This window comes from Bradyrhizobium sp. HKCCYLS20291 (genome assembly GCF_051167715.1).
Lineage (GTDB): Bacteria > Pseudomonadota > Alphaproteobacteria > Rhizobiales > Xanthobacteraceae > Bradyrhizobium.
Genome location: NZ_JBNPTO010000004.1, coordinates 194,596 through 207,574 on the forward strand (window position 1 = coordinate 194,596; position 12,979 = coordinate 207,574).

At 63.4% G+C, this 12,979-nt stretch carries 13 protein-coding genes; 2 read left to right on the plus strand and 11 right to left on the minus strand.

Going from position 1 to position 12,979, the window contains the following annotated elements; genetic code table 11:
- Positions 1–3: 3 nt before the first annotated feature.
- The 11 genes from ACQR07_RS11680 to ACQR07_RS11730 form a co-directional block, all read right to left on the minus strand.
- Complete coding sequence (locus ACQR07_RS11680; protein WP_434902444.1) at positions 4–912, minus strand: flagellin; 909 nt, start codon at positions 910–912, stop codon at positions 4–6.
- Positions 913–927: 15 nt separating this feature from the next.
- Positions 928–2,673, minus strand: a complete 1,746-nt coding sequence (gene flgK, locus ACQR07_RS11685) for a flagellar hook-associated protein FlgK (protein WP_434902445.1) — start codon at positions 2,671–2,673, stop codon at positions 928–930.
- 28 nt (positions 2,674–2,701) lie between these two features.
- A complete protein-coding gene (locus ACQR07_RS11690; RefSeq protein ID WP_434902446.1) occupies positions 2,702–3,154 on the minus strand; it encodes a flagellar protein FlgN in 453 nt (150 codons plus the stop codon).
- 16 nt (positions 3,155–3,170) lie between these two features.
- The gene (locus ACQR07_RS11695; protein ID WP_434902447.1) at positions 3,171–3,440 is read right to left on the minus strand and encodes a hypothetical protein; all 270 of its coding nucleotides are present in this window, start codon (positions 3,438–3,440) and stop codon (positions 3,171–3,173) included.
- Between the two features lie 3 nt (positions 3,441–3,443).
- Entirely contained in the window at positions 3,444–4,682 is a 1,239-nt protein-coding gene (gene flgE / locus ACQR07_RS11700; protein WP_434902448.1) for a flagellar hook protein FlgE, read from the minus strand.
- 21 nt (positions 4,683–4,703) lie between these two features.
- A complete protein-coding gene (locus ACQR07_RS11705; RefSeq protein WP_434902449.1) occupies positions 4,704–5,369 on the minus strand; it encodes a flagellar hook assembly protein FlgD in 666 nt (221 codons plus the stop codon).
- 407 nt (positions 5,370–5,776) lie between these two features.
- Positions 5,777–6,049, minus strand: coding sequence for a hypothetical protein (locus tag ACQR07_RS11710; RefSeq protein WP_434902671.1), 273 nt, complete (start codon positions 6,047–6,049; stop codon positions 5,777–5,779).
- Between the two features lie 230 nt (positions 6,050–6,279).
- Positions 6,280–6,705 (minus strand): flagellar export chaperone FliS, encoded by a 426-nt coding sequence (gene fliS / locus ACQR07_RS11715; RefSeq protein WP_434902450.1) that lies wholly within the window; start codon positions 6,703–6,705, stop codon positions 6,280–6,282.
- The gene (gene fliD / locus ACQR07_RS11720) at positions 6,705–8,417 is read right to left on the minus strand and encodes a flagellar filament capping protein FliD (RefSeq protein WP_434902451.1); all 1,713 of its coding nucleotides are present in this window, start codon (positions 8,415–8,417) and stop codon (positions 6,705–6,707) included. The genes fliS and fliD overlap by 1 nt, the downstream gene beginning before the upstream one ends.
- 58 nt (positions 8,418–8,475) lie before the next feature.
- Positions 8,476–9,300 carry a flagellin gene (locus tag ACQR07_RS11725; RefSeq protein ID WP_434902672.1) on the minus strand — a complete coding sequence of 275 codons (825 nt, stop codon included), beginning with the start codon at positions 9,298–9,300 and terminating at the stop codon, positions 8,476–8,478.
- A gap of 140 nt (positions 9,301–9,440) precedes the next feature.
- Positions 9,441–10,145, minus strand: a complete 705-nt coding sequence (locus ACQR07_RS11730; protein WP_434902452.1) for an RNA polymerase sigma factor — start codon at positions 10,143–10,145, stop codon at positions 9,441–9,443.
- A gap of 758 nt (positions 10,146–10,903) precedes the next feature.
- On the opposite strand from ACQR07_RS11730, the gene ACQR07_RS11735 reads away from it, so the two are divergent.
- Positions 10,904–12,235, plus strand: coding sequence for a hypothetical protein (locus ACQR07_RS11735; protein ID WP_434902453.1), 1,332 nt, complete (start codon positions 10,904–10,906; stop codon positions 12,233–12,235).
- Between the two features lie 18 nt (positions 12,236–12,253).
- Positions 12,254–12,979: a formyltransferase family protein gene (locus ACQR07_RS11740; protein WP_434902454.1), complete on the plus strand. Its 726-nt coding sequence runs from the start codon at positions 12,254–12,256 to the stop codon at positions 12,977–12,979.

Genomic DNA, 12,979 nt, shown 5'->3' on the forward strand with positions numbered 1-12,979 from the left:
CCGTCAGCGGAGGTAGCTGGCGAGATTCAGGCTCTGGATTTTGGAGATTGCCGTATAGGACGCCGTCAGCTGCGCCTGGTAGGTCGACAGTTGCGCGGTGACGGCGGCGACGTCGACGCTGGTCAGCTCGGTCGCGAGGCTCTCGGCAAAGCTCTTGAAGTCGGTCTGCTGCGACTTGGCGCTCTCGATCCGCGAGGCGGCGTCCGACAGCTTGGCTTGCACGGTCGCAACGTCATCGACGGCTTGGTCGGCGAGTGTCAGGGCGGAGGTGATGTCGGTCGTCGACAGGGTCGAGCTGTTCGCGACGAATTTCAGCACCCGCATCACCTCCTCGAAGGCGGCATTGTCGGCCGTCACGCCATAGGTGACCGATTGGCCATCGGACACACGGACCGACGCCAGCTCTCCGTCGCCCTGATAATAGCTTGTATCGGCGGTCGTCAGCGATCCGGTTCCAGAGGCGAAGGTCGACGTGTCGACCGCCGCTGCCGACGTTCGCGCCCCGCCGAACAGGTGCTGCCCGTCATATTGCGTGTTCAGAATGGCGGCCATCTGCTGCAGCAATTGCTGCGCAGAGCTGATGGCCGAGGCCGTTCCGGTGCTGCTTCCGGAGCTCGCAGCACTCAGGGCCGAACGCAACTGCGTGACGATGTCGGATACCTGCCCTACGGCGGAGTACATGACCTGCACCTTGCTGTCGGCCAGAGTCGCAGAGTCGATGTAGGACTGGGCCCGTGTCACCGAGACCTGCAGATTGACCACGTGCTGGGTGTCCGCGCCGTACTCGGCGAGATATTCAGACCTCAGCCCCGAGGCCTCCTGGACCTGCAGATTGGCCATCGTGGCCTGCGTCCGCAGCGCGCTCACGATCATCTGGTCGGCATTGGCAAATGTCGCGATCCGCATCGTCATGGCATGGTTTTCCGGCTAGTTCGACTGTACCGCGCTGAGCAGCGACGAGAACATGCTGTTGACGACCGAGATCAACTGGGATGCCGCCGCGTATTTGTTCTGCAGCGCGCTGAGCCGCGCCGTCTCCTCATCGAGGTTCACGCCGGACTGCGACGACAGCGAGCTGGCATAGCTGGATTGGGCCGTCGCTTTGGCGGTGTAGTTGGTCGATGCCTGGGAGGCCTTGCTGGCCACATTGGCCAAGATCACCGCCGCATAGTCCGCGAAAGACCCGGTCGTGGCACTCAGGCCTCCGGCCGCCGCGAAGCTGGTCGATCCGGTCAGCGTGTCGTAGAGCGCATTGATGATCGTCGCCGAGCCCGGCGTCAGGACCTGATTTCCAGTCGTCAGGGTTGCGGAGCCGTCGAGGGTGCCCGTCGGCAGGCCCGCGGTTCCGCTGAGCATGCTGCTGTTGACGGCAAAGTCGTACGCGCTGGTGCCCGTCACCAGATCGTTGATGCCGAAATAGGCCGAGAAGCCGGTTCCGCCAATGCTGCTGGTCATGTCGCTGACGGCGACGCCATCGCCGGACGATGTCGAGGTCAGCGCAAGATGACCGCTCGAATCGATCGAGGCCGTGACCCCGATGTTGCGCGCATTGATGTCCTTCACGAGATCGTCGACGCTCGAATAGCCCGACAGGTCGAAATCGCCGTAAGAGACGAGATTGCCGCTCTGATCGGTGACCGCGATGCGGACCGTTCCCGTCGCCGACAGGGACGTCGCGCTGCTCACGGTCGCCGATCCGGTCAGGCTGGTCGGAGGTGGCACCGCCGAGGCGCCGTTGGTGATGCCGTTGAGCGCCGATTTCAGCTGGGACGCCAGTTGATCGAGCTGCGTCTGCACGGCCGGCAGCGTGTCGTCCCGCAACGTGATCAGCGAACCGATCTTGCCCGAATTGATCTGCGAGGTGACGTCGACGCCGTCCACCATGATGCCGTTGAAACGCGACGAGGCCGAGACATTTGCTGACGCGGTATAGCTGAGCGTATGCGCCGAACTATCGACGAGAGCGCGGCCCGACGATGTATAGACCTGGAGATCCCCGTTGGAAGCGGTGTAGTAGCTCACATTCATGTAGGAGGACAGGTCCTGCAGCGCGGAGTTGCGCTCGTCCTCAAGATCGGCCGTCGACTGGCCGGAGGCAGCCATCTTCCGGATCTCGACGTTCAATTCGGCAATCTGCTTGAGATCATTATTGACGCTCTGGACCGACGACGCGATCTCCTTGTCGGCATTGCCGCGCAGCGTCTGCACGCCGCTCGAAGTGCTGCGCAGCTGGCTTGCGAAGTCGTCGAGCGCGCTGATGACGGCCGATTGCAGCGACACACTGCTCGGCGAGTTCGCCAGCGACGACAGCGCCGACTCCAGCGATGCCAGCGAGTTCGCGAGCGACGTCCCGGTGGTCGATGTCCCCGAGGTGGACGCACTGCCGAACAACTGCTGAAGTTGCGCCAGATAGCTGTTGGTCGTATCGGCAGAACCGAGGTCGGAATTGGCACCGATCAGCGATTTGAGCAGCAGCTTGTCGACATTGCTCGAAATTCCGGTGATGGACACACCGGTGCCGATACCTCCGGTCACATTGGCGACCTGGTTGGCCGTCTTCTGCGTGTACCCTTTCGTGTCGGCATTGGAAATGTTCGACGACGCCACGCTGATCTGCAGCTCCGTGGTGGAGATGCCGGTGAAGGCGACCAGACGTGCAATATCGAGCGACATTCACCCTACTCCCGGTATCGGCTCGCCATCATGCGCTGAGGTTTGTTCCACACGAGGTTGCTCGCGCGGTCCGCCGTCCGCTGGCCCCATAGGGCGACGCGTTGGCGATCTGCTCGCGGATGGCCTGCATCACCGCCTCGATGCGACGGTTGCTCGCCTCGATGGCCGCCCGCAGGCGCACGAGATTCTCGTCCATCGCGCTGCGCAGAGTCAGGATGTGCTCCAACAGCTGTTCGCGCAGGACACGGTCGCGGACGTCGAGGCTCGCGGTCCGCCTGGCGCATTCGGCGACCCTGTGCTCGAACAGGCCCGCCAGCCGATTCTTGTCGTCGAGCTGCTTGGAGCGCGAGGCCGGCAGGCCCTTGGCGAGCTCCATATTTTCCTCGGACAACACCGCGATCAGCTCGTCGATCAGCGTGATCAACGTCCGCACCTCGTCATCGGTTGCCGCCGGCTGACAGCCCTGAATTGCTCGTTTCATCCTGTCGCTCCCAATCTCATTGTCCGCGCAAAGGCCGACGGCCCGTCTGGGCGACTTTTGCGTAGGTGTTCAGCGCCGTCACGCGGACGGCGGCCACCTTGAACTCTGCTTCGAGCTGCGCGCACTCGCGCAACAGCTTTCGCCGCACCGTTTCGATATCGTCCATCAGCGCCAGGAGCTGCGCACGGTCATGCCGTCCGGCCGCCGCGGCGCGCAGCCGCAGCCGCCGCAGCTTCTTCAACAGCGCCTCGCCTTCGCTGGGCCGGTCCCTCTTGAGGTCGGCCATGCCTCACCTCATCGACGAGATCAGGGTGTCGTACATCTTGTTCACCGCGGAGATGACCTGGGAGGCCGCGGAATAGGCCTGCTGTGCCGAGATCATGTTGCTGAACTGGCCCGTGGTGTCGGTCGTGCTCGACTCCAGCTCGCTGCCGTAGATGGTACCGGCACCATTCTCGCCTGACGCCTGCAGGGTTGCATTCCCGGAGGTCGCCGTCGACGTGTACATGCCGTTGGACTGCGCCACCAAGCCGTTCGGATCGGCGAAGGTCGCGACTGCGATCTTGTAGATCGGGACCGTCTGTCCGTTGGAGTAAGTGGCCTCGACCAGGCCGTTCTTGCCGACGGAGATGCTGCTCAAGGTCCCGAAGGAAATGCCGTCGGAATTGGCGCTGAAGTTGGAGACGCTGGGAGTCGAGCTACCGGACGACAGCTGGGTGAGACCGTTCGTGCCACCTCCTGTTGTACCGAAATCGAGTGCGATCGAACTGGCGGCGGCACCGTTATTCCACGTGATGCCGAGATTTGTCGAGGAGACGGTGCTGAGCGAACCATCCGAGTTGAAGTCGATCGTGTAGCTGCCGCTGGTGACGGTCCCGTCCGACGCCGTGGCCGGCGCGAAATCAGCGGTCCATTCGTTAGCCGTGTTCCCCTTGGTCCAGGTGACGTTGAGCGTGTGCGATTGCCCCAAGGAATCGTACACGGTCATCGAGCTGCTGAAGCTGTCGCCGCTGGCCGCATCGGCCGGAAGGTTGGCGGCAAGCGACGTCTTCGTGGTCGCCCCGCCATTCGTCAGTGCGACCTTGGTATTGACCGGCTCCAGACCGCTGCCAACAACGTTGCCGCTCGCGTCGGTGCGCCAGCCTCCAAGATAGTAGCCATTGTTCTCGAGGTAGCCGGCATTGTCGGTCGTGAATGCGCCGTTGCGGGTATAGAAGGTTCCACCTCCAGCCGAGGTGGAATTGGTGGCCACGAAGAAGCCGGAGCCCTGGATGGCGACGTCAGTGGCGTTTGTCGTGGCGGCCAACAGTCCCTGCTGGGTGATGTTGGAGCGGCCGGAGACCGACACGCCCCCGGAAGAGTAGGCCTTCGAGTTGCTCGATGCCGTCACCAGCTGCTCGAACAGACCGGACGTCGTCTTGTATCCGGTCGTGTCGGCGTTCGAAATGTTGTCGCTGATCATCGCGAGCGAGGAGCTCTGCGCATTGAGCGCCGAGATCGCGGATGACAAGGCTCCAGAGAGACTCATGATTGACTCCGAATGATGCCGTCAGGAGGTGACGCCGAGGATGTTGCTGGCGCTGACCGGCACGCCGCCGACGGTGAGCGAGGGGGTACTGGTCGAGGTGTCTATTCCGGTGACTGTCCCGGTGATCGTCGTGTAGTTAAGGACCGAGTTTCCGGCCGTGTCCGTCGCAGTCACGGAGATCGTGTACTGGCCGCCGTCGCCGAGCTGGTTGCCGCTCGAATCCGTGCCGTCCCAGGTGATGGTATTCGAGCCCTTGTTGCCGCTGCCGGTGCCAGTCCAGACCGTGCTTCCGGAGGCGTCCTTGATCGAGATCGAAACGGTGGATGCTGCCGAGGACAGCGAGTAGCCGAATGTCGCCGAGCCGTTGGAGAGAACGGCGGTGTCCGTCTTCGCCTCGACGGTGTGGCCGATGTAGTTGACCGAGTTCAGCGTCACCAGGCTCGAGAACGAGCCGGCGAGCGAATCCATGCTGGTGTTGATCGACTGCTGCTCGGTGAAGTTTGCATACGACGTCATCTGGTTGATGAAGTCGGTCACGCTTGTGGCGTTGAGCGGATCCTGGTTCTGCAGCTCGCTCACGAGCAGCTTCAGGAAGTCGGTCGAGCTGAGCGTCGTACGTGACGATGTGCTGGATGAGGACGTCGATGTCGTCGATACGGTCGACGAAGTCGTCGCGGAAACAGTCATGGCGAACTCCGGCTCTCACCGCCTCACGCGGTGAACTACAGCGCGCCCGCTCGCGAGGGGGCGTTGCTGATCAAACGGCCGGAGCGCCGAATCCAGGCGCACGATGTGTTGAATTAATGAGTTGATCCCACGGCAGAATTTGCCGCCGCATCGTTGGGCAGAGGCGGCAAAATTCGCCTGCTGCGGATGCCGGTCCGCCGCAGCGATCAGGAGACGGTGCTGGCTACGAGCCAAGCGTCCGCACGGATCGCAGCGCGCATGAACGGTCGTAGTCTGGGAAGCGATCGATCGCGGCCGACGCGACGACCGGTTGCGCGCGCTACCCTGCCGGCGGCGGGCGCGATCTGACGTTATTGAGTGTACGTAATGATCAACACGCGAAGGAAAGGTCGGGGTCCGACTCCGGTTCAGCCGGGTTGGTGAGCATCCGCAGATGCCGACGGAGCATCTTCCGCCGCCATGCGACTCGCTGTGGCCACGATCCGCGCGGTCAAGCCGGCCGGGGCGCGAACCGGCGGCGACGACAACGCCTGACGGACGAGCCGAGCCTCAGCGATCAACCTCTGGGCTTCCGGCGATGACGCGAGCAGATCATCGGCCGCCTGGCGCTGCTCGGCCGGCCATTGGGAGATGTCTTCTCCCAGGCGGTCGACCAGATCCTCGAATTCCCTGACGTCCATCGTCCGCTCATCCAGCGTGTCCGAGACCGTCATAAAGCATTCAGGTGGCGAACGAAATTGATATCGGCAATCGCGGAGCTCGAAGCCCAGGTTAGGCCTGAAAACCCCGTAGTTTCTGGGGCGCCTCTGCACGACAGCCTGCAATGAGTACCGCAGACACCAGACGATGCTGCCCGTTTCTGGTCGGTTTCGAGAGGTTTCCGCGATGCACGCGGCCTCTGATTCGTCACCTACCGGCGATTGGCCGGATCGGTCGGACCTCGCCTGGTCCGCGCCGCCACCTCGACGGCCTCCCAGGCTTGACGCAATTCCACCAGGCTGTCGATGATCCGCTGCAGATTCTCGCGCATATGCGGACGGCCATGGGCGCGCAGAGCGGCCAGGATCAGTGCGTTGTAGGTCCCGAACACCTGCTCGGCGACCACCCCGCCCCGCGCCGTGTCGAGGTGCAGGCTCAGCCCGCGCAGGATCGCGACAGCGCGGGTCAGGTGGCCATGCCCCTCCTCGAAGCAGCGCGCCTCCTGGGCCTGCAACGACTTTTGCAGATAGCTCGCGGCCCCGTTGAGCAGCATGACGACAGCACGCAGCGGCGGAACCGCCACCGCCGCGCCACGATAAGCCTGACTTGCGCGTTGCGCCGTCGCATTCTGGGTCATCAGTTACTCGAACTCGCGTTGAGGAGGGCTTTCAGATAGGTCAGCATGTTGTTCGCACTCTCGATCGCAGCCTGATATTTGGCGTATTGCGCCGTGAGCTGGGTCTGAAACGTCGCGGCGGCGCTCTTGATGTCGTTGACTTTCGTCGTCAGCGTCTCGTCCCGGGACGTCAGATTGTCGATCAGCGTCTGCAGCGATCCGGTGCTCGTCGAGGCCGTCTTCGCGATCTGATAGAGCTGCGTGGCGAGCCCCTGCGTCGAGGTCACCGTGATCGACTGCGACGTCGAGCCGCTATAGGTGAAGGCCATGCCGGCATAGATCGTTCCGGAATTGCCGACGATCGTGTTGCCGCTGACGGTGAACAGCGAGCTGTCGCCACCGACCGACGCAGCCGTGAGATTGCCCGACGAATCCACCGTGAGATCCAGCGAAAAGGATTGTGGCGACGTTCCGGTATTGACGACGCTGAGCTGGCTCGACGAGGTCTTGGTCTGCGCCGAAAGCAGCGTCGTGACGCCGCTGAGATCGGTGCTCAGGATCGTCGACAAGGTGCCGGTATCGAGTTCGAGCTCGTTCTTCTCGTTGAACGACAAGCCGAGATCGGCCATCGTCAATCCGCCGACCGAGGTTCCCAGCACGGCCTGGAGGGTGTTCATGATGTCGCGCATCGTGCCGTCGCCGAACAGCACCGCGCTGGATGCGGCGGTGCCATCGGAGTTGGTGGTCTGCTGCGCGATGACAGCATCACGGAACGCGTTGTAGTTGGTGACGAAGGTCTGCAGCGCCGAGGAGATCTGGCTCGTATCCGTGCCGATGCTGATGTTCAAGGTGGTGCCGGACGGCGTCGCCTGCAGCAGGTCGAACGTCACGCCGCTCAGCACATCGGAAATGTCGTTGGTATTTCGCGTCAGAGCGATGCCGTCGAGGGTGAATTCCGCCGCCTGGGCCGTCTGCAGCACAGTGGCGAAGGCGCCGGAGCTGTCGGTCACCCCGAGCTTATTGAGGATGTCGTCGCCGGATGAGCTCGCATAGGTGATATCGGCGGCGTCCTGCGTGCCTGTGAGCACCAGCTCGTACGACCCGCTCGAGACCTGGACGATCGACGCCTCGACATTGGTCGTTGAGGTCTGGGCATTGATCGAATCGACCACGTCCTGCAGCGACATGTCGCTCGTGATCGTGATGTCGGATGTGCTGCCACCGGACAGGCCGAGCGAGAACGTGCCCGCATAGCCGAGTGCCGTGGTCTGGCTGGACTGGGTCGCTCCCGCGACCTTGTGGGCGGTGGCGATCTGGCCGATCGTCAGCGTGTGACTTCCGGTCGCCGCTCCGTTGTTCACCGACATCGACAGGGCCGACGACGCGCTGACGTCGCCGGTCGCGCCGATGGTGGCGGACCGGGTCGCGAAGGCGTTGGTCGCGAGCGAGTTGATCATCGACGTCGCCAGTGACGACAGTCCCGACGACAGTGTCTTCAACGCCGTCTGCAGCGACTGATAGGCCGTGATCTTGGCCTGGTTGGACGTGATCTTGGTCGAGATCTGGGTCGCCTGGGTGAGCTTGGCATTCACCGCAGACTGGATCAGCGCCGTCCAGTCGATCGTGCTGGTGGTGCTCGTCCCGGACGTGGTCAGCGAACTACTCGCACTCGTCGACGAGGATGACGACGACGCCGCGCTGCTCGTGCTCGACGTCGCGCTGCTCACGGTCATTCGACACCCTCCGCAGAAAGACCCGGGCCGGCCTGACGCCGGCCCGGCAGATCACGGCTCAGCCCAGCAGCTTCAGGAGATACTGCGGGATCTGGTTGGCGGCCGCTTCAGCGGACACGGCGGCCTGGGTCTTCACCTGGGCCGACGACAGCTTCGCCTGCTCCGAGGCGATGTCGACGTCCTTGATCGCCGAATTGGCGGACTGCAGGTTCTGCGTCTGCGTCGAGATCGAGTCGGACGAGAAGTTGAAGCGCGATTCCTGGGCACCGATATCGGCGCGGGCCTTGGAAACGGTGTCGATGGCGGTGTCCAGCGCGGTCAGCGCGGTGGTGGCGCCGGCCTGCGTGCTCACATCGAGCGTCGAAACGCCGAGCGTGGCCGAGGTCAGATCCGACAGCTTGATGTTGATCGTGTCGGTCGCCGACGAGCCGACCAGAACCGAGACGCCCGCCGAGAACGTGCTGGTGCCATCGAGCAGGCTCTGGCCGCTATAGCGCGTGCCGGTCGCGATCGAGTCGATTTCGCTGATCAGCTGCGAGAATTCCGACTGGATGTAGGTGCGGCTGGTTCCGACCGTCGTGCCCGAAGCCGACTCCGAGGCGAGCGACTTCATGCGCGCCAGGATGTCGCTGATGTTGGAGGCGCCGCCATCGGCCGTCTGAAGAATGGACGTCGCCTGCGCGGTGTTGGTCGCCGCCTGCTGCAGCGTGGTGATATCAGACGAGATGCGGGTCGAAATCGCAAGACCCGCCGCGTCATCCGACGCCGACGTGATGCGCGAGCCGCTCGACAGCTTGGCGAGCGAGCTGGTTTCCTGATTGGAGTTGATGTTCAGGTAGCGGACGGCCGAGTTGGCGGCGATGTTGGTCGAGATGGCGGGCACGGTGAGAACTCCATGAGTGGTCGGCGGCACGCGCCGAATCCTGGAAGGGACTGACGGTGCGGATCAGCCCCGTCTGCCCGATCAAACGGAGCGGCCTGCCGGCATCAGGCGAAAAATCTGCAGCACCGGAACGATCGTGGTTAGCAATCGGTGAAGGCGCCGCGGATGTCGCGCTCGTGGCGCCTCAACATGTCGCGCAATTGTTGACGCCCCCGCTTGAGAAGCGACTCGACGGCAGCGACGGTCGTGTCCATCACCCCGGCGACTTCGGCGTTGCTCATGTTCTCGTGATACGAGAGGATCACCGCGATGCGCTGCTGCTCGGGGAGACGCTGCATGGCCGCCTCGAGAAGATCGGTCATCTCGGCACGCTCGATCACGCTCGCCGCGTCCGGCTTGCCGTCGGCTACTTCGGGCACGACGTCGACGTTCTCGGTCCGAGGCTTGCGGCGGATGTCGATGCAGCGATTGCTGACGACACGATAGAGCCATGTCGAAAACTTGGCCCGTCCATGCTGCCAGCGTCCGCGATGAGTCCACACCTTCAGCATCGTGTCCTGGACGACGTCCTCGGCATCCGCCGCATTGCCGACGATGCGGAGCGCAATCGCATAGGCACGGTCGATGTGGCGCTCGACCAGCACGCGAAAGGCGAGCTCATCTCCGGTTGCCAAGCGGTCGAGCAGATCGCTGTCCTCGTCGAACACGACGGCTACGCCCGGCGGTACGCAGTCGGGAACGGTGCTGACGGATTCGCTCCACGGCACCCTTGCGGCCTCGGCAGCCGCCGGCTCGCTCGGCGTGACGCCTTCGGCCGAGGCACAGACGTCCAGCGCGTAGCTCATTTCCGCATCTCCAACCCGCAATGCCGAATGCGCTGGCCGCAGACGGCTTCCGATCGTTGAACGCCACGAGCGGAGTTATCAGGCGGAGTATTTGCGTTATTTCTCAGATGCTTAGATGGAACGTTTTGCCTAGCTCCAGGCAATTCTTGCCGCCTCCCGATCAAGCACCAAATGTTCATCGAGCTCATTGAGCCGCTAGTCGGCATGACAGAATTCATTCCGGAGGACGATGCGAGCAGGAGAAAACGCAGCGATCACGCGTACTAACAACGCACACGAGCCGTGTCCGACATGAACGATGTGGAACGGCTCCATCCGGATTCCGCTGCCCGACGCCGATCGCGCCCCGGCAATTTTTTCCGAATCATCGAGACGAAACTACCTGATTTTTTGGCTCTGTCAGTCACCCGAGAGAGCGATGTACGCATCTCATGACGATTTTTTTGAGTTACGCGCCTGATCTTTCGAACTCATCCGTTGTAGTCACAACAGAGAAGGAGTGACGCGACCTGCGCTTTGCGCCGGGCGCCCGTTGCTGCATGTGTGCATTCGTGTCCGACCGCTCCGCCAGTGTTGCTGATTGTTTCGATTAACCTCAGCGCGATAGGCCGAAATGTTTGTAGCAACATATCGAAACGCTGCTCGCGCTCTCCGTGCTGAACCACGACTGCACGCGCACCACAGCGTCTACACGATGACGCGAGATCGATGCGCCTGATTGACCGGCGTGATCCGTTCTATCGTGCAGGAGGATCCGCATGACAGGACGAGACGCAGAGGCCATCGATTCCGACCCCGCGCAGGACTTGCGCGCGTACGGCGTCAGACTTGGCCGGCAACAGCAACGGCGCGTACGATGGCTGTCGCAGACATTCGGACCTCTCACGCCCTGGAGCGATCGCGTCTCTGCTCGCGAGGCACGCACCATCGTCGTGATCGATCCGCCGACCGGTGCGGGAGCCGAACTGCTGTACGGCTCGCTGAGCCAGCGCGACGTGGTCTTGATCCCGTTCGGTGAAAATTCCGCGTTCGACTTCCTCAAATCGAAACTCACGGAGTTCGGAACCGTCGGGGCATCGGCTGAGGGCCCGCATCAGCTATGGTGGGGCGGCCTCGCATGGCCCAGCTCGGAGGCGGCGGGTACGGAAACGGCACTGCGCATCGTCACCTGCCATCCCAAGACCCTGGGTGACCTGCACCTCTATCATCTCCGCCGCTCCCTGCAGCGGCTCGGACTCGCGTTCGACATCGAGGCGGTCGAGTGTCGCGACGGACAGCACCTGACCGCGTCGGACAAGGCAAACTTCATCACGCGCATGCGGCTGCGGCACGGCGGGGGGCTGCTCTACGTCGATCCCGACGTGATGTTTCAGACGGCCCCCAACCTCCCCCATCTCGCCGGCTGCGACTTTGCCGTCCACAAATGGAACGGCTGGGAGATGTCGGCGCGCACATTGTATTTCGGCCCGTCGAGGGCGGCGGCTACGATGCTCAGAACGTGGCAGGAGATCGCATCATCTTGCCCGGATGTCTGGGACGGCTACCTGATCGATCAGGCCTGGAGTGCCGTGAGTTCCCAGATCGCGCTCGACACCGTCTGGCTGCCCCGCTCCTACCACGCCATCCCCGGTGAAGCTGCGAGCGGCGATGCAACGATCGTCCATAACTTGAAGCCTTTGATCGGCGAACTCGGTCCTGATCCGGAATTCTCTGCGATGGCAAAGGCGGCACGCCGGGCCGGACGTGCAGGTCCTGCGGAGTCGCTGCTCGTCCTCGGCTCTGAAGCGAACTCGGACAAGGCCGTCACCGTGATCCTGCTCGACGTGGCAGGCAGCGCGCGCGCAGTCGCTGACAGCATCGATGCGCTGGCGCGCGCCTTCACCGCCCGTTGCGGCGGCTTCGCTCGATTCGAGCTGTCATTGTGCTGTTCGCAGCCGGAGGTTCACGCCGCGCGTGCAGCCGCATCCGGCGCCGGCAATTTGGTGGTCGAAATCGTGACCGGGCAGGAGCTGGCGCCCAATCTATTTCAAGCCATCGCGGCAGCAGACGCCACACGATCCTCCACCAACATCAGGGCTTATCGCCGCTGAGGACAGACGAGGCAGACCATGTTCGACACCATCATCCTTCTGACCGGCAGCCGCGATCAGCACCTCGCGCTCACCGCCTTGCTGAGGGCTCACAGCCCTGCCCTCGCCGTTCGCTGCGTGGTGACCCTGCCGGAGCTCGAGGCCATCGACCGCGATGTGCTCGGCAGGTCGCGGCTGCTCGCCTTCACGACCAGCGTGATCGTGCCAGCTGACATTCTCTCGGCGCTCGGCCACGGCGCCTACAATTTTCATCCGGCATCACCCGACTATCCAGGTTGGGCGCCGGCTCATTTCGCGATGTACGATGGCGCGACACGTTTTGGCGCAACGGCGCATGCGATGGAGGCGCGCGTCGACTGCGGCGCGATCGTCGGCGTCGAGACCTTCGACGTGCCGAATGGACTTGACGTGCGCGGTCTCGAGCAGATGGCTTTCGTGCGTCTCGCCTATTTGTTCTGGCGTATGTCGCACGACCTCGCCTGCCATGCCGGCCCGCTGCCGGTGCTCGCCGTCGGCTGGAGCGGGATCAGGAGCACGAAGCGGATGTATGCCGGGATGTGCGCCATGCCAGCCGATATCGGCGCCGCCGAAATGCAGCGCCGCATCCGCGCCTTCCACGACGATTTCCGCGGCATTCCGCTCACGCTCACTTTGCACGGCATGAGGTTTCAGCTGCAGGGCGACGCGCCCTCGCCCGTGGAGCCGGTCACAGTCGACGCGCCCGCGCTGGCGCTGGCGTCGTGA